The following is a 26,413-nucleotide window of genomic DNA, read 5'->3' as shown; positions in this document are numbered from 1 at the left end:
CTAAACGCCCAAAAGATATCACCACGCCGGACAGGCAAACGTGGTGAGTTTGGGAACCTGAGCAATCAGGATATTAAGAACGAAATTTCTTAAGAATCTCAGCGTCTTTAGACCTGAGAGTGTCAAACAACCCCCGACTTCTTAAACCAATCTTGCAGCCGCTTCCAACCATCCTTAGCTTCTTTTTCGCGGTAAGTGGGGCGATAGTCGGCGTTAAATCCGTGGGGTGTATCTGGATAAATCACAATTTCTGAACCACTACTGCCTGTTTTGAGAACTTGGCGCATTTTCTCGACTGTATCGGTGGGAATTGACTCGTCTTTGGCACCGTAAAGCCCCAATACTGGCACTTTCAAAGTTGGTGCAATGTCGATCGGCTGTTTTGGAGTCAAAGCCGTAGCATTGCCAACCACACGCCCGTACCAAGCCACTCCCGCTTTAACTTTCGGGTTGTGGGCGGCGTAGAGCCACACTATTCTGCCTCCCCAGCAAAATCCTGTAATTCCCAACTTATTAATATTGCCTTTTCCTGACTTTTGTGCCCAATCTACCGTAGCATCCAAATCCGACATAACTTGAGCATCGGGGACTTTAGAAACTACTTTGCTGATAATTTCTTGAATGTCGGTGATTTTAGAAACATCACCTTGACGGGCAAACATTTCTGGGGCGATCGCTAAATAACCTAATTTAGCAAAACGGCGACAAATGTCTTGAATATGAGCATGAACTCCGAAGATTTCCTGAATCACGATTACCACGGGAAAATTGCTACCCTTAGCAGGCATGGCTCTGTAGGCGGGAATTTCGCCATCTTTGACGGGAATCTTGACTTCACCTGCGATTAAACCGCTAGCATCAGTGGTGATAACGGCCGCAGCAATAGGATGAACTGCTAGGGCAAATCCAGCGCTTAAGGCAGTGACAGCGATAAATTGTCTACGAGTTAAGTCTTTCATGGGTAATAGGTAATAAGGCATCGGGCCCCCCCCAAGGGGGGAATGAGGCAGGCGGAGGGCATGGAAACTGCCAACTAATCTAATGACTAATGACTAATGACTAATGACTAATAACTAATAACTAATGACGAAATAGCCGATCGTGCTCTGGATGATAAAGACGCGATCGCCCTTCCACATTTTGACCCAAGGCCGGACTAATCACATACATAGTTGTTCTCATCAAGTTATTTTCGCGAGTAACAGCAGCCATTTTGTCAAGGGGAACCAGTAAAATCTTTTCATCAGGCCAGCCCAACCGATAGCAAATCGCTACAGGTAGATCGGAGGGGTAATGTTCCATCAATTTAGCTTGAGCCGCTTCGACGTGGCGGGCGCTCAAATACAGACACAAACTGGCTTGATGAGCCGCTAAACTGGCCAATTCTTCCCGTTGGGGTACTTCTGTTCGGCCACTAATTCTGGTCAGAATAATTGTCTGGACAATTCCCGGCACTGTCAACTCAATTTTTAGTTTAGCAGCCGCCAGTTGAAAAGCGCTAATTCCGGGTATGACTTCAAAAGGAATGCCCGCAGAGGCTAAAGCTTGCATTTGTTCGCCCACAGCCCCGTAGAGACAGGGATCTCCTGAATGGAGGCGGACGACGCTTTTGCCGTCCCGGACTCGCTCCACCATCAAAGGTACAATTTCTTCCAGAGTCTTATCAGCAGTTTGGATAATTTCAGCATCGGCGCGCACCCCCTGCAAAATTTGCTGTGGTACTAGGGAATCAGCAAACAAGATGGCATCGGCGACAGCCAGTAATTTTTGAGCCTTAACAGTCAATAAATCCGGGTCTCCTGGGCCTGCACCCACAATATACACTCCGGGCATCAAGGATTCACTCTGCATTGGGGATGGGGGATGGGGGATTTTGGTCTGTCAAACTCAACTTTAAACAAAAAGTGCTCAATTTACCCGATCTTCCTGATGCACCTGTTTCGGCTAGAAGGAAGGGTTGGTAGATGCACCCTGGTTTAACCCTAGAGATTAGTCTCTGGGGTTTTTTATTGGTTTTCCGGCGGTTGCTCCGGGAGCTGGGATCGATCGCATTTAGGGGAAACAACATCGGGCAAAGCTCGATCGAAATAATAAAGCCAAGCCAAGCCACCCAACCCTAAAACAATCCCTGTCAAACTTACCATCTGTGCTGTCCGCAGTGGCCCGAACATTAAACTGTCAGTTCGCAACCCTTCAATCCAGATTCTACCGGAACTGTAAGCAGTCAAATAAACTAAAAATAAACTACCAATTTTCAAGCGAATTTTACCCTGGAAATCCCGGAAAAACAAAGTCATCAACAACCCAAATACTGTCAAATTCCACAGGGATTCGTAGAGAAATGTGGGATGAAAATATTCAAAACTTGCGTATTCCTGTGGGCGATGTTGTAGAGGAATATACAGTTTCCAAGGTAAATCTGTAGGACGGCCAAAGGCTTCTGAGTTAAAGAAATTTCCCCAGCGTCCGATTGCTTGACCAAGAATTGCCGAAGGGGCAACTAAATCGGCCAATTTCCAAAAAGAAACTTGTTGAATTTTGGCAAAAATTAAAGCGGCTATCGTGCCGCCCAAAATCGCCCCATGAATAGCAATTCCCCCTTTCCAAATCGCAATAATATCCTCCGGGCGCTGAGCATACTGGTGCCACTCGAAAGCAACATAATAAATTCTGGCACAAGGGATAGCACCCACAACTAGCCAAATTGCCAAGTCGCCGAGCAATTCGGGGTTAATGCGACGCTTAGCCGCTAAGTATTGGGACAGACTCACCCCAATCAAAACGGCAGAAGCAATCAACAAGCCGTACCAGCGAACAGCTAGGGGGCCGAATTCAAAGACGATCGGGCCTGGGGATGTAAATTGAAACCCTAGGGGCAGCAGGAGAATTTTTAGCACCATGAAAGTTGCATTAATTTTGTTGGAAAGCAGTCAGATTGCATACCCTTGAACAAACTACAAAGTTTATTTTAGGTGTCGGCGGTCATTTAGATGCAATTTTTGGCAAACTTACCACAAAATCAACTTAATTTTTGACTTGGCAGATTTGTGTCTAGCCGACGCTCACCTCGATCGGTAGAGCGGGGGACTCCTGCTGTCTAGTTGAAAGAAAACAGCATTTCCAATTGAGTAATCGACGGTTCTGGGGCGGTTGTGACAACGCTAACTCCTCGCAGAGAATTCAGCACTTCGGCGGTGGGGGGTGAAACTAATGTTGGTGCTGCTTTGAGCAAATATTGGTTAGCCCAGGACATGGTTTTGTCCATGTCCAAATAAAAGTAACCCCGATCGCCTGGGGACACAGAAGTCGAGATCGCCTGAAAACTCGGACTGGTGCTTAAAGGCTGTGGCGGTGGCGAGGCGATCGCCTCAACTAAAGGCCCGCCGAAAGCGACAAACATGGTATTTTGATTCAGCCAGCCGTGCCCGAATAAAGTTCCTTGCTGGGGTATTTTCCATTCCGTCACCTCCTTACCCTGAACTTGTCTGGAGGCGACACTGACACTGGGATTGCTTTTGGCGATCGCATCTAATTTGGTCAGCATGGTTTCGGCTGCGGGGCGATCGCTCGTTTCAAAAATCATCACAGTCCCCATCCCCAACTGAGACAAAATGCCTTGATTGGAACCGATCGCCCCGATTGCAAATTCCCCATTCATCCACCCAAAAACATCTCGATCTGCATCCAAATTCAACCGCTTAAAACTATCCCTCACTTGCTGAATTCCCCGGTCAACTTCGGGGATATCTTTGGCATCTGCGGTAGCTTGAGACCAGATTTTAGCGATGTCCTGACCGCCTACTACAGCGATAGTTTCACCAGGAAATCTTGGCAACAATTTCGAGGCAGATTGGGGCTTTTGCCCAGGAAAATTGGGGTCTAACTGAGCAATAGTTTTTACCCTCAATCCCGCACTGTCTACCCCAATTCCTGCAACCATTGACTTGACTTGCTGGAACTGGGAAAAAATTGTGGAAGGTAACTTAACATCGGGAGACAAATTAGCTTGAAATTGCTGAATTGCAGCCTGGTAGTCAGCAATATAGACAGTGGCGATCGGATTTTCTACCCCTGCACTGTCAGACAAAAACTTAGTTGCACTCTGCTTAGTGGCGAGGGAAGGCTGTCCTTTAAAAGTATCGATCGCCAATTGCACAGGCTTTTTCAACGGAGCTATAACTAATTTATCGTCAAGCAAAGCCACGCTGTAGCCTTTTCCTGTTGGTTCTGTAATCTCAGAAATTTTTACCCCTTGATATTCGCTTTCCTGAGTTTTTGCACCTTGCTGAGATTTTAATTTATTGGCAAAATTCCAAGCACTAATTTTATTTTTGACACTGACAACTAGCAGCAGTTTGGGAGGTTCAGTCTTCGCCTCGCCATCAGGGGGGAGTAAAGCCACCATCACGCCGCCCAGCCAAGGCTTTAAGTCCTTGTCATAGTCAATATCAGTGCCTGCTAAGCTTTGTTCTTGAAAAGTCTTCAAACCCTGGCCGATTAATTTTTGAGCCCCTGGGGTGCCAAATCGCTGCAACTGGGACAGCGCTTGGGGATTGGGGGAGATGAACGCGGCCATGATTGCTTTTTCCGGTACCACTTTGGCACTTTCTACAGGGTTGGATACTTGTTCAGTCAAACCCTTGAAGTAAAAGTAGACCGCTGCGCTACCTGCTGCGATGATGGTGGCAGCAATTAGAAGCTTTGGTTGTTTTCCAGGCATTGTTTGCGATCCTTGCATTCCTTATCAGTTTAACGAAAAACAAGTTTTAGCTTGTGGTGAGGCGATCGACCTGGTTCTCTAGTTTTGTATAATCTAATACTGTTTCGACGATCGTCTAAAATAGCTGGTAAAAGTATAGTCATTTATAGACATGGGAGGCATCAAGTCCCTCCCCTTTCGCTTTCACTTTGAGCGGATTAACCCGCCTCGGCTGAGCTACGCCCACGACCTATCCCATCGCCGAACGCATAAGGGAAAAGCTTTTCTGAGAATGTTAAAAGAACCGTTCACGTCAGAATTAATTAACTGACCAGTCGATGTTTTGTACAAACCTCGCTTAATCCGTTTTCCGGTAAATACAGGCTCTTTTTCTGTTTTTCCGTAAACAGGAATTGGATCTAAGCCCAGGAAGTTAGCTTTGGAGGTAAAAGATTCTTCCTGAATGATTACTTTGATTCCGACCAGAAAAGCTTTGTATTCCAACATCTCGATTAATCGAGCATGAGGAATGCTGACAAAGTTTTGATTAGTCTGTTTTCCGAGGTTGATATCGGTTTTCCAATGTGCATTTTTACCAATTACTAACGTTCCAATTCGTTGCGCGACCAAAATATCAACAATCCTGCGACTCGCATGATGCAAGTAATTTTCTACTTTCTGATTGCGACAGCGAGTTAGTCGCTGAATCCGAGGTGAAGTTTTGCGCCTCCCTTTCAACTGGGATTGTAATCGCGATGAGCGCTTGTTATAGAACTGGTTGATTGATTTCAATGTCCGCCCGTTAATCAACAGCGGGATAAATCCCGGTTGATTTGAAGTTAGCGCCACTAAATTATTCAACCCCAAATCAACACCGGCTGCAAAGTCGTTATATGAGGCGGTGGACTCCGGTTCACTTCGACTATGCTCAGTACAAGCATCATAAATTACCTCAATTACATAGGAATCACATTTGGGAACCAACCTAATTTGACAAATTCGGCCAGGGTTAATTTTAGTTTTAATTGAAAGTTCAGTGCCGGAAAGTTTGATGATTCCGCTTCTCAACTGTTTGCTGCTAATCGCTTGAATCGTATAGACAAGAATGTTTCGCCCTTTGACTTTATCTTTGTATTTTGGCAACTTTGGGCGACCCGTGAATTTTGAAGAGTCAGCTTTGTAAGCTTTGACGGCTTTAAAAAAAGATTTCCAATTCTTATCTAGCACCATCAAGATTTGCTGACTTACTTTGGCTGGCATTGCCTTGTATGCTTCATGAGACTTTATCAATCGGTTCATTTCGTTGTAATTGACATAGCCCCATCCATAAATAAAGTTCTGACGAATGACGTAATTGGCAGCATTGTACAGATTTTTGGATTTGAAAGCTAGTTCGTCAATTTCGGCGAAACGAGGTTCCGTTGATTTAATGATGTGCCTCTCTGTTAACTGCATTTGAGATTTCCGTTCTCCAGGCTGTGCGTATTCCTTGTTCAACACTCTCAACAATATAATACCATTATTGTTTATAATTGCTTATAAACTCAATGAAGTTTTACAATACTAAAAATGTGAATTGCGGGTAAAAGATGAAAGTAGCGATCGCGGGAGCAACAGGATTTGTAGGTAGCCGTTTGGTAGAAAGGCTACATTCGGAAGGACATAGCGTACTGGTTTTAGCCCGCGACTCGGAGCGAGCTCGGCGAATTTTTCCCGCTTCAGCTTATCCGAATTTGGAGATTGTCGGTTACTCTCCGGCCGAGTCTGGTGATTGGCAGCATTCGATCGGGGGCTGCGATGGTGTGGTAAATTTAGCGGGAGTTCCGATTGCTGAGGAACGGTGGACGGCGGCGCGCCAACAAGCAATTCTTGATAGTCGCAAATTAACAACGGCAAAATTGGTCGAGGCGATCGCCAATGCTAATCCTAAACCATCCGTGTTCGTGAGTGCATCGGCGATCGGCTATTACGGCACTAGCGAAACCGCTGAGTTTGAGGAAAATAGCCCTGGGGGAGATGATTTTTTAGCGGAGGTTTGCAAAGAGTGGGAAAGTGCAGCCGAAAAAGTGAAAAATACCGGAACCCGCTTAGTAATTTTGCGCCTGGGAATCGTCTTGGGAATGGGAGGTGCTTTGGCAAAAATGCTACCTGCTTTTAGATTATTTGCTGGCGGGCCCATTGGCACTGGGAAACAGTGGTTTTCTTGGATTCACCGGGATGATGTGGTGAATTTAATTTTGTATGCTTTGCAAAATCCCCAAGTTGAAGGTGTTTTGAATGCGACAGCACCTCATCCAGTGCGGATGAATGAACTGTGCGAAACTTTAGGAGAAGTTTTGCAGCGACCTTCTTGGTTGCCGGTGCCAAGTTTTGCTTTAGAATTGCTGTTGGGAGATGGGGCAAAAGTTGTTTTGGAAGGTCAACAAGTGTTGCCGAAACGCACTTTAGTTAGTGGTTTTCAGTATAAATATCCCCAGTTGCGATCGGCCATAGAAGAGATTGTCAAGCATTTTTAAGGCTGGTAGGTAGCCAAAACCGGGTTTGGCAAAATCAACCCGGTTTTTCTATTTTCCACTACCTGCAATTGTGCTTCCCTCAGACTTGTTCAAGATTCCCGCATCACATAGCCAACACCACGTACCGTCTGAATCAACCGCTTTTCACCCTCATCTTCAATCTTGAGCCGCAAATAGCGAATATAAACCTCAATTACGTTGGATTCACCCAGAAAATCGTAACCCCAAACATTTTCCAGAATTTGTTCGCGAGTCAACACCTCGCGGGGATGTTCCATCAAATACTTTAACAGTTCATATTCCTTCATAGTCAGGTCGATCGCGCGATCGTTCCGTAGGGCGCGCCGACTAGCCAAATCCAAGACTAAATCCCCAAACCTCAATTGGTTGTTGCTGGTAGTATCCGGCTGCAAATACAACCGCACCAACTGCAAAAACTCCTCGGTGCGGTAAGGTTTAAGAAAATAATCATCAGCGCCAGCTTCCAGACAAGCCACCCGATCGTCCACTGTATCACGCCCGATCAAGAGCAACACCGGCACTCGACTCCCCCCACTCCTGATGTGAGAACATAGGGATAGTCCCGACTCAGGGCCCAACATCCTGTCAATCACAATCAAAGCTGGCTGCAATTCCTGGACTAAAAGTTTGCCCGTGGCGATGTTAGAAGCCACTATCGGTTCGTAGCCAGAGGATTTCAAGTCCAGACTCAAGTGTCCGGCGAGAACTTCGTCGGTTTCCACCAGCAGGACACAGGGATTGCGATCGAGAGTGAGTGCAGCCATTGAATTGACCGATGTAGATCATACCTGTTGTAACACGTTATTTGTTATTTGTTATTAGTTATTTGTTAGTTCTTAGTCCCCATCCCCCATCCCCTATGAGCATCATCGTATTTGGAAGTATTAATATCGACCTGGTGGCTACAACCCCTCGGTTGCCACTACCAGGGGAAACTATTATTGGTAGCAATTTCTTGACGGCCGGCGGTGGCAAAGGAGCCAATCAAGCGGTGGCAGCCGCCCGTCTTGGCGCTTCTACTCACATGATTGGTCGCGTTGGCAATGATAATTTTGGGGAAGAATTGTTGACAAATTTACAATTTTATGGTTTAAATACAGACAATATATCCATCGATAAAAACTCTCATTCAGGTGTAGCAATTATCGCCGTAGACGAGGGCGGTCAAAATAATATTATTGTGATTCCGGGCGCGAATAATCATCTTGGTGATGCCGATATCGAACGTCTCCAAAAACTGTTGCCCGGTGCTACAAGCTTGTTGTTGCAGTTAGAAATTCCCCTGGAAGTTGTCCACAGGGCTGCTTTGATTGCGTGTGAAGCGGGGGTGCGAGTGATTCTCGATCCGGCGCCTGCTCGTTCCGATTTGCCACTAGAGCTTTATCCCCTAATTGATACGATCGCGCCCAATGAAGTGGAGGCTAGTCAATTAGTCGGCTTTGCGGTGCATGACACAGAAACTGCGATTAAAGCGGCTAAAAAATTGCAGCAGCGGGGTGTGAAGAATGCGATCGTCAAATTGGGCGATCGCGGTGTGGTTGCTGTGACTGCCGATCGGACTTTGTTTGTCCCGGCTTTTGCGGTGGAGGCGATCGATACTGTGGGTGCTGGTGATGCTTTTAACGGCGGTTTGGCGGCCGCCTTAGATGCTGGTTTGTCCTTGGAGGAGGCGGTGGTGTGGGGGGCGGCGGCGGGCGCTTTGTGCGTGACTAAAATGGGTGCTCAAGTTGCTATGTGCGATCGGGCAACTTTTGATGCTTTTCTTGATATTTCCCTATAATATCGTTGACCGTTACATCGGAATGATTTAACCACAGAGAACACAGAGGACACAGAGAAAGAGATGAGAGAAATCATAATTCCGATGTCAACGAATTTGATATCACGAATAATCCCCAATCACTATCACTGTGTAGATGCAGTTTCAACTACCTACTTTCTAATCATCCTGATTTGTTTCTAGCGACACAAAATATTGACTATAAACCACACTATCCGGTGCCCAAACAGGACGCCAATAAACATTTTGGATCGCCGCCTTCTCCCCATCACCATCACCGGGCCACTGAAAACTAACGATCGCAATATTGCTATATCCCACAATCTCATCACCCTCTTGCAGCCAGCGATTGCGCCACAACAGCGACACAATCTGCCACAACCTCTGCCCCAAAGACAACTGCTGATTCTGACCAAATCTACTTGACACAATCCCACTTTCATGGTGCAAAAACACACGAGCCTTTTGTCGTTTCATCCAATCAATCCGATAACCCCAATCAGGCAAAGATTGTCTATTTCTCACCGCAGCAGCCACAGACTTCTTTCTATTAACCCTCGAAACTTTCACGAATTCCAGCGGGTTATTCCATCCCAAACACTCGTGAGTCCGCTCAGGAAACAATGACTTAATCTTAGTATGAATCAAATGAGTTTTCCACTCCTCATTAATCAAAGCACTAGCAGTCAACTGCGCCAACACAGAATATTCAAAACTCGATCTATCCTTCCCCCCATTCAAACCCCAAACACCCTCCTTCTCCTCCCTCTGCGTTCTCTGCGCCTTTGCGGTTTCCAACTCCACATCCACCCTTGACAAAGACTCAATATTCGATATATTCGATCGACAATCCCCAAAATGACAATCCGACCAATAACTCAACCGCACAGCAGCAGCATAATGAATATCCCCCGTCAACACAATCACCCTCCTCCGCCGCTTAAAAAACTCCGCCAACAACTTCACAAAAGCCAACTCATGAAAATTCCAAGCATCCCCCGCATCGCTATTAAAAACCTTCCCGTGCTCCACATCCCACTTTTGCACCGCATCAATAATCCACAAACCTACCAAATTTGTAGGTAAAACAACCAAAGTTGCCTCAATCTCCAACTTCCCAGTTGCATTCAACAATTCCGTTTCTTTCAAAGGCTGCTGAATTTGCTCCTCAAAACCTTTATGAGTCAAAAGCATTGGCGGATCGATCGCACTTTCCGTCGGATAGCCCCGCCAAGTCCGCGTATCCAGCACAATCACCTCATGCTTAAAACTTCTAATCGTAAAATGCCACTCCAACGCCTCATCATCCCGATCCAAAATTAAAACATCTTCATCTAATTTAAACTTCGGCAAATTAGTCTCAATATCAACAGCCGGAATCCCTAAATACTTAGCCACTTTTTCCCAAGCTAAATCATCACTCCCAGCAGAATCCGACCATTTTGCAGCAGTTGTTAATAATTTCTCTCCCACTGTTCCTGCATCGAACTGTTGCGGCGTATTTCCCCAACCCTGAAACACAGCATAAGCCAGCAAAGCATTCTGCACCACCCGTCGCCCGAAGGGTTTACCCAGCACCCGGTGACACCATTCTCGATTCAAATACCAGTCATCGCTAACATCATGGTCGTCACAAATGGTATAAGTAGGAATATTGGCGATCGCCCTCCTGACTCTCCACAGATTGCGAGCAAAACTTTCCAGTTCAAAAGCTTCTCGGTCCCAGACTTTTGCCTGCTTGGCATTATCGCAAATATCCTGACCTTTCGGAAAACGCTCGCACCAAAGCACAGGGGACCAAACTAACAAATACATCGCACAATATTCGCCCAAACCAAACAAATGATTTTTCGCATTGTCTGGTTTATTCACCAACATTGCTGTAAAGCCACCAAAATCTTTAGCAATATCGGTGCGAGTTCCCGGTTTCAAATCAACAGGTTGTTTGTATTTATACTCAACTTCTCGCTGTTGCTGAAATTGGGACTCCGTAGAAACTGTTACTCGATCGCGAATCTTATTTGTTTTTTTGCCGTTTTTAGGTATACTGGTACACAAATTATCTTGAATTTGAACATTCGTCAGGGGCAAATTCTCTTTCCAGCCCAATAGTGCATCACCAGCATCGGTTAAAGCCCACAACATCGGATCGGCAACATCGTCCCCGTAAATTTGGTCACCCGTTAGAAACAGTTGGTGAGGTCTGGAATTTGCCATTCCTGCGAACTGTTCGATGGAACTATCCAAGATTGGCAGTGCATCTCGTCCGCCTCCGTGGGGCTTGCGACAAGAACCGTGAACAATCCGCAAATAGTTTAAATCCTGCGGTGGTAGGGCAAAAGTCGGCAACTGGTGCTCGAAATAACCGATCGTCCCAGGTCCCAAACACGACAAATCCTCGGCGATAGGCCACAGGCAAGAAAGGAGATTTTCTGTCTCATTTTCTACTCCTGGAACTGCCGACGACTCGCAACCAGCAAACTCGATATTATAAGCATATATTTGCCCAGATGTCAAGCAATTGCTGTCGATCGGCTTGGCAGTCACGGCCACTACGTGCAGGTATTGGCCCAGTGGTACGGTAGAAGCAGTACCTTGGAGCAAAGGTCGATCGATCTTTTCGCCAGTTCCGCTCTCCGTCGAGTAAACCTGGAGTTCGACTTGGCGAGGTGCTTTCAGAGCTAGCCAAACAGTCACAGCCTGACTTTCTGTCCGACGTAAAATTGGACCAGCTAAAATCAGGGGCAAATGATGAATCCGGTGACTTAAGGGTGTCCATGACATAAAAATTAAAAATTAAAAATTAAACAAGGGGTTTAGCCAAAAATGAGATTTAAGGCGATCGAACATCTTTCATCTACTACTTCACGAAGGATTCAGAAACTGGGTTTCTCAACAAACCTGGTGTGATTTAAGCCCAACGCTTAACTCAAAAACCCTTTTTTTCTTAGCTTTTGCATAAGTTCTGTACTTAATACTGGCGTCTGACCAGAAAACTCTTCAAAATTGTAACAATTCATTAAGAAAAATTAATAAAAAACTATGCTCCAGGAACAGAAATTGCAGCATTTCCGAAATTGTGACCCACAGCCATTGCCAATTAAATCCTGTTCATCAACCACCAGACAAAAAACTCGCCCGCTATATTCGTCACCTTTAGATAGCGCCATAGATCGCCATCCTCTCATAGTTAGTCCAGAAACTCCCATCGCCAAGGTATTGGCTCTGATGAACCCGATGCGGATATCCTGTCACATTTCAGGCGATCGACCACACCCAGTTTCCAACTCTACCAAACACAGTTGCGTGTTAGTAGTCAAAGAATCGCGACTCATCGGTATTTTCACCGAGCGGGATATCATCAAGTTAACCACGGCATCCGCTTGTTCGATCGGTCTGACAATTGCTGAGGTGATGACTTCATCGCCCATTACTCTCAAACAATCCGATGCTCCAGATATTTTCACCGCCATCTTCCTGTTGCGACAACACCAGATCCGGCATTTACCCGTAGTGGACGCCGACGATCGACTTTTGGGAATCATCACCCGCGAAGCAATTTATGAAGCTCTGCAACCAGTTAACCTACAGAGCAATTTACGCTGTGTAGCAGATGTGATGACCAAAGAAGTCATTTGTGCCCCAAAAACTGCCTCAGCCCTCGATTTAGCGCAGCTCATGGTCAAGCATCAAGTCAATTACATCGCGATCGTTGACACCCAAATTGACCCTACACCACCCGCGATCGCACCAACCGAAAATAGTCCATTTCTCACCACCAATTCCGCACCAGTAATTCCTGTAGGTATAGTCACCGAGCGCGATATCGTGCAGTTTCACGCCCTCGAATTAAATTTCTCCCAAATCTCCGTGGCCCAGGCCATGAGTTTCCCCCTATTTTGTGTATCTCCCACCGATTCCCTGTGGAAAGCTCACCAGGAAATGCAGCGGCATTGTGTCCGCCGCTTGGTCGTAATTGGCACTCAGGGAGAGCTTTTGGGTGTAGTTTCTCAGTCAAGTTTGCCACCCGTTTTTAATCCATCTGAAATGTACGGCACCATCGAAATTTTGCAACAAGCAGTGGATGATAGAGCCTCCCAACTTCAACAGGCAAATCAGCAATTGCAGCAAGAAATTTTAGAGCGACAACGGGCAGAAGAAGCTCTACGCCAAGCTCATGACGAATTGAAACAACAAGTTGAAGAACGCACTGCTCAACTTTTAGAATCTAATGAATTGTTGAGACGAGATATTATTAAACGTCAGCGAGTTGAAGAAGTGCTGCGACGCAAGCAAAATTCCTTGAAGCTCCAAGCCCAGGAATTAGAGAAAACTGTGCGCAAGTTACAGCAAACTCAAAGTCAACTTGTCCAAACCGAAAAAATGTCTTCTTTGGGACAAATGATTGCTGGTATCGCCCATGAAATTAATAATCCAGTTAATTTTATCTATGGCAATCTTTCTCACACCAGTCATTACGTCAAAGAATTAATTCAACTCTTGGCACTTTACCAGCATCACTACCCGGAACCAGTGTCGGAAATTAGAGAAGCAGCAGCAGATATTGAAGTCGATTTTTTAGTAGAAGACTTATCTAAAATTCTGTCTTCCATGCAGGTAGGAACCGATCGCATCCGCCAAATAGTTTTGTCAATGCGTAATTTTTCGCGATCGGATCAAGCTAACATCAAGCTAGTGGACATTCACGAAGGCATTGACAGCACTTTGCTGATTTTGCAGCACCGACTCAAAGCTCAAGGCGGACATCCAGCTATTCAAATCATTAAAGAATACGGCGATTTGCCCCGCGTCGAGTGTTGTGCAGGTCAGATAAATCAAGTGCTAATGAATATTATCAGTAATGCTATAGATGCTGTAGATGAAGAAATCAAGAAGGGTAAATGGTTCATGGGAAATAACACAAATCCACCCTCGTCAAGTGTTAGTTCTCCCTTGAGTCTTCCCGCTATTACTATTCGCACGGAAGTGATTGACACGGGTTTTGTGGCGATCCGAATTTCCGACAACGGTGGTGGCATACCGGATAGTATTCTTTCTAAATTATTTGACCCATTTTTTACGACAAAACCTGTGGGTAAGGGTACCGGGTTGGGATTGTCTATTTCTTACCACTTAATTGTGGAACAACATGGGGGGCGGCTGAAATGCGTTTCTGAAACTGGAGTAGGTACTGAGTTTGCGATCGAAATTCCGATCGTCAGTTGTCATTAGTTATGGGTTATTGGTTATTGGTTATTGGTTATTGGTTATTGGTTATTTGTTACTCCCTTGGGGCTGCTAATAACCCATAACATTAGTCAACATAGTTCTGGACGCATGGGGACTGAGAAACCGGGTTTTTTACAAAAAATACACAGGTTGCATCCCGTACAGTCGGTAAAAACTGAGATCTTGCACCATTCTCAATTAGCTGTAGGGGCGGGTTCACCGACAGCCTCTCTGGTTGTAGATAGGTTAAATAAACCCGCCCTCCCCCACCGAAAATCCCCTTATTGACATTGCTGCAAGATCTCAGTAAAAACCCAGTTTCTTTAGTCGGATTGCATCCACGACTGTCAACCGTCATCAGCCAAGTATTCCTGAAAATTCACAATATTTTACAAACTAGCAGAAAGCGCATCAAAATCACCTGCAATCCCTTTCTCCTAACTTGACTTTGACCTCCCCAGAGCCAATTAGTCGAACTCACTCCGAGTTCGCCCCATCCGTCAGCGCTGGTTTACCCAGAGTAATTTCCCACCAAAGTCCCCAACTGCCTACATCCTAGACTCAAAGTTCAAAGTCCAGATTGTTTAATAAGTAAATTTTTGTTTTATTTTTGTACCTATTTATTAAAAAGTAATAGTATAAAACTGATTTTAAATCTAAAAAAAAGCTAAAAATAGACTGTGAAATTGAAAAACCAGCTAAGATTCCTAAAGATGCAAAATAAAGTAATTTACTAGCGTTTTCATTTTTGTGCCCCCTTTCTTTTCCCAGCAAGTTAGCTAATAATGCTTTCAAAGAGATAACAAAGCCGACTCCGAAATAGACAAAAAAAGTATTGCAGTGGGGCATTGCAGTAAGGACACAGGAGTTGGGTATGGCCGCACCGGGCGATCGCCACAGGAAAGCGTGAAACCCCAGACCCCGATCGTTTTCACAGAAACCTATAGGAGAAAAAAGAGTGAAACTCGCAGTTTACGGAAAAGGTGGAATTGGCAAATCAACAACAAGCTGCAACATCTCCGTTGCCTTAGCCAAGCGTGGCAAAAAAGTTTTGCAAATCGGTTGCGATCCAAAGCACGACAGCACATTTACCCTGACGGGCTTCCTGATCCCAACAATTATTGACACCCTTCAGGAAAAGGACTACCACTACGAAGACGTTTGGCCTGAAGATGTCATCTACAAAGGCTACGGCGGTGTTGACTGCGTAGAAGCAGGCGGCCCCCCCGCAGGAGCTGGTTGTGGCGGCTACGTCGTCGGCGAAACCGTCAAACTGCTCAAAGAACTCAATGCCTTTGACGAATACGACATCATCCTGTTTGATGTCCTCGGCGACGTCGTATGTGGTGGTTTTGCCGCTCCATTGAACTACGCTGACTACTGCATGATTGTTACCGACAACGGATTCGATGCCCTATTTGCCGCCAACCGCATCGCCGCCTCAGTCCGCGAAAAAGCCCGCACTCACCCCCTGCGACTCGCTGGTTTAATTGGCAACCGCACCTCCAAGCGTGACTTGATTGACAAGTACATAGACTCAGTACCCATGCCAGTGCTGGAAGTGTTGCCCCTAATTGAAGACATTCGCGTTTCTCGTGTCAAAGGCAAAACATTGTTTGAAATGGCCGAGAACGATCCATCCCTCAACTACGTCTGCGACTACTACCTCAACATCGCCGATCAAATCTTGGCAAGACCTGAAGGAGTAGTGCCCAATGACACGCCAGATCGTGAATTATTCTCCTTGCTGTCAGATTTTTATCTAAATCCAGTTCAACCTGTGGTCAAGAAAGAGGAAGATGAGCTAAACCTGATGATGGTTTAATAGGTCTAGCGATCAGGATGAGGATAAAGAGGTTATGGCTTTTTTTGATACTTTTTCAGTTGCTCTCAAACAGAAGTGGTTGGACTACTACCAGGCAAATCGAGCTTGGCTGCTCCTGCACATGACGGCTGACAACACGGTCGCCACACCCGACGGCGGGAAAAGGCCTGTTTCTTACCTCATCCTGGGAATTGCGGCTGCTCTGGAGCCGGAACTCCAGCAATTAATGCTGCCGTTCTCAAAACTCAAGCCGGATGCAGACAGCCTCATCGAAGTGCTGGGGCTAAATTTTGACCCAGACTTAGCCCTGGGTATGTCCTCAGATATTGCTCAACCTACGGCTCCACCTACGGCTCCACCTACGGCTCCACCTACGGCTCCACCTACTGCTGGTCAATCTCTAACTGTCACAGCACCGACCGCCGTTCCGACCCCAGCCGCTGCAACTCTCACCGCTGCTCCGGCAGCCACCCCTGAGCCAGCAGCCCCCGCAGCCACCAAATCTAATCCATTAGGCGCTGCGGTTTTAGCAGGAGCAGGATTAGTCGCCGGAGTCGCCGGTGCTGCCGCCGTAGCCTCAGCACTTAGTTCCTCTGATGAGGAATCTTTGGAGGGGTTTGAGGATGAGGAAGAAGAGGCTGTCTCCGACTTCGACATGGATGATGACGATGATGAAGCAGAGGCAATCTCTGACTTCGACATGGATGATGACGATGAAGCAGAGGCAATCTCTGACTTCGACATGGATGATGATGATGAAGCAGAGGCAATCTCTGACTTCGACATGGATGATGACGAGGAAGAAGAGGCTGTCTCCGACTTCGATATGGATGATGACGAGGAAGAGGCTGTCTCCGACTTCGATATGGATGATGAAGATGACGAGGAAGAGGCTGTCTCTGACTTCGACATGGATGAGGACGAAGAAGCAGACTCTGTATCCGACTTCGACATGGATGATGACGAAGAAGCAGACTCTGTATCCGACTTCGACATGGATGAGGACGAAGAAGCAGCAGCCTCTGTATCCGACTTTGACATGGATGATGACGAAGAAGCAGCTTCGACTTTGGGCGATCTGGACTTAGGTGATGACGATGAAGATGAAGAAGCTTCGGCTTTGGGTGCTTTTGACCTAGGTGATGACGACGAAGATGAAGCCTCAAAATTTGGGACTTTGACTTCAGGGGATATCGAAACAGAGATATCCGATCCCTTTGGAGAAGAAGATGAAGATTTTGTGGCGGAAGTGATACCCGACCCTTTTGGAGACGCGGCCTCCAATGACCTGGAACTCGATCTAGGTGACTTGGATGAAGATGGAATTGACGAATTCTCTGTATCGGATGACGACGATCTCGACGATCTGGGACTTGATGATTTGGGGGAAGCGACCACCGGAGACCCTGATGAAGATGATTTAGATGCTTTAGGTCTCGGCGATTTGGATTCCGACGATGAGGATGAAGAAATTTCGGGCTTTTTGTCGGATTTTAAGTAAGGTTTTGGCGATCGCCAAAGTCTCTCCTAATCTTCAGGGTTTTCGCTCTAGTTACCAGTTGTAAGTTGTGAGTTGCGAGTTATTAATTATTAATCAGCTCAAACTCACAACTACCAAAAGGTATTTTGGGTTCACGGGTTTAGATAAACTAAATGCCTGCTGTGAGGGCAGTTTTCCCCTCACACAGATCTTATTTGCTCAAATTTTGTATTCTCTTGCGTAAGTTCCAGTTCCCCACAAAAAACAATTAATTTAAACGGAGAAGATTTAGGCTATGACTGCTATTACTACTGAACCGGAAGCTTTAAATTTTGAATGCGAAACTGGTAACTATCACACATTTTGTCCGATTAGCTGCGTAGCTTGGCTTTATCAAAAAATTGAAGATAGCTTTTTCTTGGTCATCGGTACTAAAACTTGTGGCTATTTCTTGCAAAATGCCATGGGTGTGATGATTTTTGCTGAACCTCGCTATGCGATGGCTGAGTTGGAAGAGGGTGATATTTCCGCTCAATTGAATGATTATGAAGAGTTAAAGCGGCTGTGTTTGCAAATTAAGCGCGATCGTAACCCCAGTGTAATTGTCTGGATCGGCACTTGCACCACCGAAATCATCAAAATGGACTTGGAAGGCTTAGCACCAAGGTTGGAAGCCGAAATAGGCATTCCCATCGTCACAGCCCGCGCCAATGGCTTAGACTACGCCTTTACCCAAGGGGAAGATACAGTATTAGCCGCCATGGCTGCTAAGTGCCCTGAAAAAGCACCTGTCATGGAATCTCAGAAAGTAGAACGCAATGCTATCTCTCAACTGCTGAATTTCGGCAAGAAAAAAGAGGAAGTTGCAGCAGATGAATCGGAATATGTCAAGCACACACCGCTGGTACTTTTCGGTTCTTTACCCGATCCAGTTGTCACTCAGCTAACCTTAGAATTGAAGAAGCAAGGAATCAAAGTTTCCGGTTGGCTTCCTTCCAAGCGCTACACTGAATTGCCAGTATTGGAAGAAGGCTATTATGTATCTGGCATGAATCCATTCTTGTCCCGTACCGCTTCTACTTTGATGCGCCGTCGTAAGTGCAAGCTAATTGGTGCTCCATTCCCGATCGGACCTGACGGAACCCGCGCCTGGATTGAAAAAATTTGCTCAGTGTTAGGAATTGAACCCAAAGGTTTAGACGAAAGAGAAGCGCAAATCTGGGCCGGTTTAGAAGATTACCTGCAAATAATTCGCGGCAAATCAGTCTTCTTCATGGGCGACAATTTGCTAGAAATTTCCTTAGCACGTTTCTTGATTCGCTGCGGCATGACTTGTCCAGAAATCGGCATTCCTTACATGGACAAACGCTATCAAGCCGCCGAATTAGCCTTGTTAGAAAAGACTTGTCACGAGATGGGAGTTCCGACTCCTCGGATTGTCGAAAAACCAGACAATTACAATCAGCTACAGCGGATTTACGAGCAAAATATCGACTTGGTGATTACCGGTATGGCCCACGCTAATCCTTTGGAAGCGCGGGGAATCAATACTAAGTGGTCTGTTGAGTTTACTTTTGCTCAAATTCACGGATTTGGAAATGCGCGGGATATTTTGGAGTTGGTGACTCGCCCGCTGCGCCGGAATAATTCGCTGAAGGATTTGGGTTGGGGTGATTTGGTGAAGAAAGAAGCTAAGGTTTAATCGTTTTTAGCGTTGAATTAGAAACCCGGTTTCTTGGAGAAACCGGGTTTTTTTAGTAGAAAATTACTGGACATTTAATCAACAACAATTACTGCAACAGCCATAGGTCTTTTTTTTTTCGAGTCAAGCCAATTTTCTCGACTCGCCCGTTAAATTGTACGATCGCCCGTCTGTTGCTGCGAGGTGGGGGATTGGGTGCGCGATCGAATTGCCACTGACGCTCCTCCTCATCTCCGAGTGTGGGCTATACCCAATCTTGGGAACCTCCATTCTGACATTTACTACTTTTGGGCGCAGTAATACTTGACATTGTCAGAAAAATGAGCTAACTTCATCATACAAGCAAACTCCGAGCCTTGGAGGTTCCACCATGCCCGACGGAGATATCGTTCACAGTCAGCTTTCGTGGTTTTACCAGAATCCGTATAAGTTGCTTTGTGAAGGAAAAGATAACAACAGTGAATATGCTTGGGTTGTGAAGGGTGCTGTGATACGGGACATCAAGAAAAACTACGGTATTGGGATCGCATACGCCAAGCAAATCGGGGAGATGTTCAGACAGGCGATGGAAAATGCAGACCAGAATAGCTCTGTGAATTGGGCTGCTTTAAGCATGGAGATCGATCGACAGGTAGGACAAGCGAAAGTTAAGCATCATGTTCAAGAACTACTGCGTCGTGCTGGTAAGGGAATCCTACATGAATTTCGCTATCACCATGCAGCAGAAACTAGCAATTTGCCGGAAGCTGTTGTAGAGCGATTCTTCCAGGAAGTGTACAAGGCAAAATTTGAGCAACGCATTCCCCTGACGCCTAATCACCATGCTGATGTTGATAACGCGACCATTACAGAGCGTGTTGAGTCTCTCCGTCCAGATATGTTGGCCGAAATCAGCAAATGGGCAAGCAAAGCTACTGCGGATGGAGATGTGAAAAACCTGCGAAGGTCTCCACGCAAAAAGGTGATAGAAATAAATAGGGATGAGGATGATCTGCGATGAACTACGAACCTTCGATTGAGCAGAAGCTTCACAACACTGATTACAGCGATTACACCTTGCACTTTGAACCTATATTGAACAGTAATGGGCGTGTGCGATTCATAGATCACTCTCAGGGCAAAGAGCTAACTGTTGGTATCAATCTGGATGATAAAGCATTCGGGTATCGGGTTCAGGCAGAGTTTCCGGCCATCATTGCTGACATTGTTGATCTCGCTGTTGCAATCCATGCTTCCGATCGCCTTGCGCCCCAAAATCTCAGAGAGAAGAAGCGTCGTCTTTTTGTGGTGCTTCCTGTCCGTCATCCAGAATTGTTAAGTGCCGAACCATTCAGAACAAAACTGGAAGACTTGCTGGAATGGGCGACTTGGAGCGAATGGGTTTTCGACTTTCAAGCAAGAGTCGCACCGGAACGTTTTGTTGAGCAACAATTAGTTTTTTTGTCAATAGTACCTCAATGCTGTGAAGTCGCGCTTTGGAGTGGTGGACTTGATGCTCTGGCGGGTTTGTACACTCGTCTTCGGATGTATCCAGAAAAGTCGTTCGTGCTGTTTGGAAGTGGTAGTAACAATAGTGTCTATGCCCGCCAGGGACGAGTAGGAAAAAAGGTTGAGTCTATATTCCCCGGTCGTTGTCATCTTTTCCGCGTCCCGATCCGCTTCCACGATAGCGATATGCAGCACAAGAACAAGCGTTCGCGTGCGCGAGGTGTTGTATTCACGCTCCTGGGTGCCGCGTGTGCATATCTCATGGGTCAGCGGGTTCTCTGTGTTTATGAGAATGGGATTGGGGCGATCAACCTTCCTTACCGTGCATCTGCTGTAGGACTGGATCACTCTCGCTCTGTTCACCCACTGACTTTACTTATGGTGAGCGATGTCGTCTCAGAACTTTTGGGAGAAGAATTCCGTGTGCAAAACCCATTTCTGTTCTGGACTAAAGCCAAAATGTGCAAAACATTGGCTGAAGAAGGGAGAAACGACTTACCGTCGCTAACTATGTCATGCGACAGCCCACATCGCCAGCAGCCGATTCAGTGTGGTTACTGCTCCTCTTGTTTGTTAAGACGACAGTCGCTTGCGGCTAACGATCTAGAAGATCTAACCCGTTACGTAGTGTTCCACGGAAAGCGCCCGCCCAAGGAATCCAGTTTGCATCTGGCTCATATGCTTGTGCAGGTTAACACCCTCCGCAGCTTGCTCAATGTATCAGATGAAAGGGATCTTCAGTGGGAAGCTTTAACCCGAGAGTTTTCAGACCTAAATGATATCGTCGATCGCTGTGCTGAGGTAGAAAACCTACTAGCTATCGATATGCGAAACCGCCTAATTCAGCTTTATCAAAACTATGTTTCAGAATGGGATACAGTAAAATCCAGAATCTCGGTTCGCCCATTAAATCAATGTGGCAAACAACAGGTATCGAATAGAAACGCAGTCACAGTCCAGTAAAGTTGAGGAAAAAAGTATGACTACCAATATCCTTGACAACATCGATCTGCGAACACTTGGGGAACTCCTTCAACAAGCACGTAAACAGTGCAGTATGACTCAGTCTGACGCAGCTAACATTATTGATGTTGCGCGTACCACTATGGTCGCGATCGAGAAAGGAGAGCGTCGCATTAAGGCAACCGAACTGATTAAACTCGCCCGCGCCTACGGGCGATCCGTTAGTGACTTTGTTCGATCTCGTCCCGTAATCCAACCTTTTGAGATGCAATTCCGAGCTGCCTACCAGCGCAGTGAGGGAGAAGAGGTACAGATTGAACCAGCAATTCTGCAGCTAGAGGAGTTGTGTCGGAATTACCTAGAGCTTGAAGAAATTATGTCCGCACCACTTCCCCAGAACTATCCTCCTGAGTGCGAGGTGACTAATATGCCACTCAAGGCTAGTGCCGAGAGCATAGCAGTTGCAGAGCGCCAGCGCCTTGGGCTTGGAGATGGGCCTATTTTACGTCTGCGGGACATTTTAGAGCAGGATGTGGGACTTCGCATCTTTTATCTAAAAATGCCACCAAAATACTCGGGGATTTACAGCTACGATGAACGACTTGGCGGTTGCATAGCAATCAATGCTAATCATCCAGAGGAGCGGCGGCGTTGGTCGCTGGCTCACGAATACCTTCACTTTCTCGCACATCGGCGAAAAGCTGTGTTGGAATTTGAAGGTCAGTATCAGCGAGTTCCAGAGAGCGAGCGACTGGCCGACACTTTCCCAAAATATTTCCTGATGCCCACCAGCGGCTTGTTCAGGCGATTCAACGATATGTGCCGGACGCATGGCAAGTTTACTCCGACTCATCTATTCACACTAGCGCATTACTACGGTGTTTCCATAGAAGCGCTTGCTTATCGGTTAGAAGAAATGGAGCTTGTGCGGACTGGAACTTGGGAGCGATTGCGCGATCGTGGGTTGAAAGTCAGAAAGGTACAACAGGAGCTTGGCTTAGAGGACATCCCACAGCGCACTGATACGATCCCTCTCCACTATCAGCATCTCGCGATTGAGGCGTTGGATCAAGGACTGATTACAGAGAGTCGCTTTTCAGATTTTCTAAAGGTCGATCGCTTAGAAGCCCGTCGTATCGCAGAAGCATTGCGAGAACATTCAAGCGGAATGATGGAGGAATCTGCTCATTTCGACTTGATTAATGTGCAGGAGTAATGGGAGAAGTCAGTTTATGCATATTGTTCCATCCCACCTGGTTCTTGATGCCTGTTGCGTGCTAAATTTTTATGCCTCGGGTCAATTACTGCCAATTTTGAAGTCTATTCCTGTTCAAGTTACAGTTACCCAAGTTGTTCGAGAGCAGGAGTTAACAACTCTCCAGCGTCTTGAGGGCGAGGAAAATGATGGTGCAACTCAATTCGAGGCTGCGATCTCGCAAGGTTTACTTACAATAGTGGATTTTGAGTCGGACGAAGAGGCAGAATTGTTTGTGAATTACGCGGCTATTTTAGATGACGGGGAATCAGCTACTGGCGCGATCGCAGTTCACCGAAAATGGGCAATAGCGACGGATGATAAAAAGGCGATATCGTTTTTTCGGAAAGAGACACCACAGCTTCAGATTCTATCAACCCTAGAGATAGTTAAGCATTGGTCAGAGGAAGCAGGTGTTGATTCACAAACACTACGCGATGCACTCAATCTAATTCGAGTTAAAGGAAAATATATGCCACCTAAAAGCCACCCTTTGCTAAGTTGGTGGGAAGCATCGAGGAAGTGAGGCTGAAAGTTAAACCTGAGCAGTTGTTGAATGGCAAATATTAAAGAATTAATGTGAGGGCTAGATTTTTTTGTCTGGAAATAAACCTAGATAAAATTGTTGATCGCCCTTTTCCCCAAACCCTTCCAGAATACCAGCCCACACCCCGTAACACAATTCAGGAAGCGCCACCTATAATTGAAACAAGCCAGTAGTTCTCCTCACTTGCAGAATCACCATGAATCAGGATAAGGAAAAAATCACCTATTCACAGAAAACAGAACGCCTCAAGGCGATCGCTCAGTTTATCAAAACTGTAACGCCGATGATTTGGACGATCGTCATTCTGGTAGTAATTATTCCCCTGTTAGGTAATTTTATCATTTCCAAGTCGTTAACAAATACTGCAACCACAGCAGTCATAGTTTCCCCGCCCCACGATTTTAGCAAAGTCAACCAAGACATTAAAAACGCCATCCAAACCGCCCATACAACTGCCGAAACATTCGCTACCAAAGAATTAGATAAATGGGAAACCGAAGTCATCGCGCGCCTAGACAACAGCTTCCTAGATTGGTACTTCGATTACTTCAACCAAAAAAAGATGGAGTTTACCGTACCTTTCAACTTCCTCAAATCAGCCGTAATCAACAGATTTGATATGAATGCAGCCTCTCAAGCTGTTTCCGAAAAATTAACCCAAGACTTTCAAAGAGAATTTGCCCACCGCGTATTGTTGCCAAAAAATGCTCAAATACGGTTTCAATTAATCACCCAAGATACCGCCAACTTGTACATAGCGGAAGTTAGCAAAAATGTGAAAGTCGTTCAAAATAATTATAACATACCTCAAACAAAATGGGACAAACATCTCAATGATATTGCTACCACAATTAGCGACAAAGGAAACATCTCAAATTTATCATTAAAAGCATTAATTGGTGGCAGTGGCTACTTAATTACCAAGCCATTAATATTAGGAATGGCTACAAAAATTGGCAGCAAAGTAACCGCAAAAGTAGCTACCAAAGCCGCCGCCAAAATGGCAACCAAAACAGGCGGTACGGTGGCGAGTCAATTGGGAGTAGGTTTAATCGATCCGATTGTCGGTGTCGGGATTATCATGTGGGATTTATGGGATTACGATCGCACAGTCAAAGTCGAAAGACCGATTTTGCGCGAACACCTGGTAAGTTACTTGAACGATTTCAAAAAGTCCCTACTCAAAAATCCCGAAACCGGAATCATGGCAGCAATTTATCAATTAGAAAGTGGCATTTTAAAGTCACTTTCCTAGGACTTACGCATGGGGGACCAAAAACCAGGTTTATGAACCCCGTGCGCCCGATTTATTCTCTTCCTCTGTGTCCTAGTAAGGTTAAATAATTCCCATACAATACCTGAAGATAAACTTGCCCTTTAATTAACTCACGTTCTCAAAAACAATTTAAACCTCGTAAACACCATCACTATTACCGCCACAATTGCCGTATACCCAAATCCCCTCAAAAAACCCATAAATGGAGCGGTTGCCGTCATCTTAACAATCACAGGTTCCCAGTTATTTAACACCAGAATTGGCCACACAATATTCGCAAATCCCACATAACCAATCATCGGATTCACCCCATTGTCAATAAATAGCTGCAACCAGCGTTTATGGTGAAACACATCGATAATTATTGTCAAGCTAATCAACATAAAAATTGCCATTCCAGTCGTTACAAAAAAGTAACTCATTGTCGCTGAATCTTTCTTGATACCACCTTGATAAGGCTCAAATAGTAAACCCAAAACTAGCCAATAAAAACCCCATTCGTAAAGACGATTTAATAAATTTTCCGTAACATTTCCTGGTTTTTGGAAAAAAACTAAACCACACAAACACAGCACAAAAACTAATAAAGTAGTCTGCCACACCAATCTAGCTTGTAATCCCACAAGCAACACTAAATTAATCGTAAACATCAAAACCATGATGCAGAAATATCGCCCATTTTTCCAGTGAGAATAGCTAGCATCTTCTGGCGAATGATATTCTATCCAGCGACACAGCAAATCCCCGACAATAGTACCGGGAATTACAACAAACAAATACTTCAAATAATCAAATTGAAAAATCCAAGGTGCAGGAGAATACAGCAAAATTGACTTAATCCAACCATTAGTTTGGGCAGATATTCGTAGGGCAAACAGCAATCCTAATAATCCCACTCGCAACCAGGTATTTGAACGAGTAAACAGCCAAATTACAGATCCAAAAACTGCCATATTTGCCAGCACAACTAAGATAATATCGCTACGGTTGAAATCAAACCCAATTCCGTTGGGATATTCGATGCGAGATACAAATAAAAATCCAGCCATCCAAGCAGCAATGGTTATCACTTTTTGCAACCAGGAAAACTTCTTAGTTGGCCAGCGAAGAAACATGAAAAATAGGATTAAAAATCCACACATACCTAACCACCATTTTTGTGGACCGGGTTCGTTGGGGTCGATGACAGTGGGTCGAATATGTTGCAGGAATATCGCAAATGAACCTAGTAAAAATCCTCTTTGTAAAAGAGAACTAATCACTTTATTTATACTCCCTCCTTTGGCAAGGCGGTGAGATAAAGCAAGTGGTATAGCGGCCCCCATTGCAAACAGAAAAAAGGGGAAAACTAAATCTACCCAAGTTAGTCCAGCTAGTTGAGGATTGAAGGTATGGATGGGTGGCGGTTCTTGGGCGTGATACATCCATGCCGGTAATGTTTTGCGGGCGATTGTCCCTGATAAAACCATTGCTAAAACTGCGATGCCTCGCAGTGCATCTAGGGCATCCGCGCGTTTCGCAACCGCAGCTATAGGAAATACTTTTTCGTTTTTTACTATGTCTTTTGGCTCTGATTTTGTGTATTCCAATGCACTATCCTCTGGTATTTTTAATAACTATATAGTTCAGCAA

Annotated in this window: 18 protein-coding genes and 1 pseudogene; 11 read left to right on the top strand and 8 right to left on the bottom strand. The window is 45.6% G+C overall.

From position 1 onward, the window contains the following. Window positions 1-122 precede the first annotated feature (122 nt). The 5 genes and pseudogenes from AAFP14_RS20190 to AAFP14_RS20170 all read right to left on the bottom strand — a co-directional run bounded on the left by AAFP14_RS20190 (window position 123) and on the right by AAFP14_RS20170 (window position 6,154). Entirely contained in the window at window positions 123-980 is an 858-nt protein-coding gene (locus AAFP14_RS20190; RefSeq protein ID WP_341733995.1) for a dienelactone hydrolase family protein, read from the bottom strand. Window positions 981-1,080: 100 nt separating this feature from the next. Further along, entirely contained in the window at window positions 1,081-1,851 is a 771-nt protein-coding gene (gene cobM, locus AAFP14_RS20185) for a precorrin-4 C(11)-methyltransferase (RefSeq protein ID WP_341733994.1), read from the bottom strand. 155 nt (window positions 1,852-2,006) lie between these two features. After that, window positions 2,007-2,900 (bottom strand): prolipoprotein diacylglyceryl transferase, encoded by an 894-nt coding sequence (gene lgt / locus AAFP14_RS20180; protein ID WP_341733993.1) that lies wholly within the window; start codon window positions 2,898-2,900, stop codon window positions 2,007-2,009. 197 nt (window positions 2,901-3,097) lie between these two features. Next, window positions 3,098-4,738, bottom strand: coding sequence for a DUF3352 domain-containing protein (locus AAFP14_RS20175; protein ID WP_341733992.1), 1,641 nt, complete (start codon window positions 4,736-4,738; stop codon window positions 3,098-3,100). A 121-nt stretch (window positions 4,739-4,859) separates the two neighbouring features. Continuing rightward, a pseudogene (locus AAFP14_RS20170) lies at window positions 4,860-6,154 on the bottom strand (RNA-guided endonuclease InsQ/TnpB family protein). 134 nt (window positions 6,155-6,288) lie between these two features. On the opposite strand from AAFP14_RS20170, the gene thyD reads away from it, so the two are divergent. Continuing rightward, complete coding sequence (gene thyD, locus AAFP14_RS20165) at window positions 6,289-7,215, top strand: thylakoid membrane protein ThyD (protein WP_341733990.1); 927 nt, start codon at window positions 6,289-6,291, stop codon at window positions 7,213-7,215. An 89-nt stretch (window positions 7,216-7,304) separates the two neighbouring features. Here thyD and nblR read toward each other — a convergent pair whose 3' ends face one another. Further along, a complete protein-coding gene (nblR, locus tag AAFP14_RS20160; RefSeq protein ID WP_341733989.1) occupies window positions 7,305-8,000 on the bottom strand; it encodes a response regulator transcription factor NblR in 696 nt (231 codons plus the stop codon). Between the two features lie 95 nt (window positions 8,001-8,095). Here nblR and rbsK point away from each other — a divergent pair, with 95 nt between their 5' ends. Continuing rightward, window positions 8,096-9,016, top strand: a complete 921-nt coding sequence (rbsK, locus tag AAFP14_RS20155) for a ribokinase (protein WP_341733988.1) — start codon at window positions 8,096-8,098, stop codon at window positions 9,014-9,016. 159 nt (window positions 9,017-9,175) lie between these two features. Here rbsK and AAFP14_RS20150 read toward each other — a convergent pair whose 3' ends face one another. Next, the gene (locus tag AAFP14_RS20150) at window positions 9,176-11,800 is read right to left on the bottom strand and encodes an alkaline phosphatase D family protein (protein ID WP_341733987.1); all 2,625 of its coding nucleotides are present in this window, start codon (window positions 11,798-11,800) and stop codon (window positions 9,176-9,178) included. 258 nt (window positions 11,801-12,058) lie between these two features. On the opposite strand from AAFP14_RS20150, the gene AAFP14_RS20145 reads away from it, so the two are divergent. The 9 genes from AAFP14_RS20145 (at window position 12,059) to AAFP14_RS20105 (ending at window position 24,760) form a co-directional block, all read left to right on the top strand. Beyond that, a complete protein-coding gene (locus AAFP14_RS20145) occupies window positions 12,059-14,248 on the top strand; it encodes a CBS domain-containing protein (protein ID WP_341733986.1) in 2,190 nt (729 codons plus the stop codon). Window positions 14,249-15,203: 955 nt separating this feature from the next. Next, on the top strand, window positions 15,204-16,070 hold the full coding sequence (bchL, locus tag AAFP14_RS20140; RefSeq protein WP_341733985.1) for a ferredoxin:protochlorophyllide reductase (ATP-dependent) iron-sulfur ATP-binding protein: 867 nt from the start codon (window positions 15,204-15,206) through the stop codon (window positions 16,068-16,070). Window positions 16,071-16,104: 34 nt separating this feature from the next. Next, window positions 16,105-17,571: a DUF5331 domain-containing protein gene (locus tag AAFP14_RS20135; protein WP_341733984.1), complete on the top strand. Its 1,467-nt coding sequence runs from the start codon at window positions 16,105-16,107 to the stop codon at window positions 17,569-17,571. A gap of 274 nt (window positions 17,572-17,845) precedes the next feature. Beyond that, window positions 17,846-19,252, top strand: coding sequence for a ferredoxin:protochlorophyllide reductase (ATP-dependent) subunit N (locus AAFP14_RS20130; RefSeq protein ID WP_341733983.1), 1,407 nt, complete (start codon window positions 17,846-17,848; stop codon window positions 19,250-19,252). A 370-nt stretch (window positions 19,253-19,622) separates the two neighbouring features. Beyond that, window positions 19,623-20,252: a hypothetical protein gene (locus AAFP14_RS20125; RefSeq protein ID WP_293183225.1), complete on the top strand. Its 630-nt coding sequence runs from the start codon at window positions 19,623-19,625 to the stop codon at window positions 20,250-20,252. Next, window positions 20,249-21,703 carry a 7-cyano-7-deazaguanine synthase gene (locus tag AAFP14_RS20120; RefSeq protein WP_341733982.1) on the top strand — a complete coding sequence of 485 codons (1,455 nt, stop codon included), beginning with the start codon at window positions 20,249-20,251 and terminating at the stop codon, window positions 21,701-21,703. Before AAFP14_RS20125 ends, AAFP14_RS20120 begins: the two co-directional genes overlap by 4 nt. 16 nt (window positions 21,704-21,719) lie before the next feature. Continuing rightward, window positions 21,720-22,919, top strand: a complete 1,200-nt coding sequence (locus AAFP14_RS20115) for an XRE family transcriptional regulator (protein ID WP_341733981.1) — start codon at window positions 21,720-21,722, stop codon at window positions 22,917-22,919. 16 nt (window positions 22,920-22,935) lie between these two features. After that, window positions 22,936-23,484: a hypothetical protein gene (locus AAFP14_RS20110; protein ID WP_341733980.1), complete on the top strand. Its 549-nt coding sequence runs from the start codon at window positions 22,936-22,938 to the stop codon at window positions 23,482-23,484. A gap of 217 nt (window positions 23,485-23,701) precedes the next feature. After that, complete coding sequence (locus AAFP14_RS20105; protein ID WP_341733979.1) at window positions 23,702-24,760, top strand: hypothetical protein; 1,059 nt, start codon at window positions 23,702-23,704, stop codon at window positions 24,758-24,760. A 131-nt stretch (window positions 24,761-24,891) separates the two neighbouring features. Here the strand turns inward: AAFP14_RS20105 and AAFP14_RS20100 are convergent, their stop codons facing one another. Then, the gene (locus tag AAFP14_RS20100) at window positions 24,892-26,370 is read right to left on the bottom strand and encodes a DUF5009 domain-containing protein (protein WP_341733978.1); all 1,479 of its coding nucleotides are present in this window, start codon (window positions 26,368-26,370) and stop codon (window positions 24,892-24,894) included. Window positions 26,371-26,413 lie beyond the last annotated feature (43 nt).

The sequence above is a fragment of the Microcoleus sp. EPA2 genome, assembly GCA_020882975.1.
In the GTDB taxonomy this organism is placed as follows: domain Bacteria; phylum Cyanobacteriota; class Cyanobacteriia; order Cyanobacteriales; family Microcoleaceae; genus Microcoleus.
The sequence above is the reverse complement of the archived record's forward strand: the minus strand, read 5'-3'. Positions and strand labels throughout refer to the sequence as shown.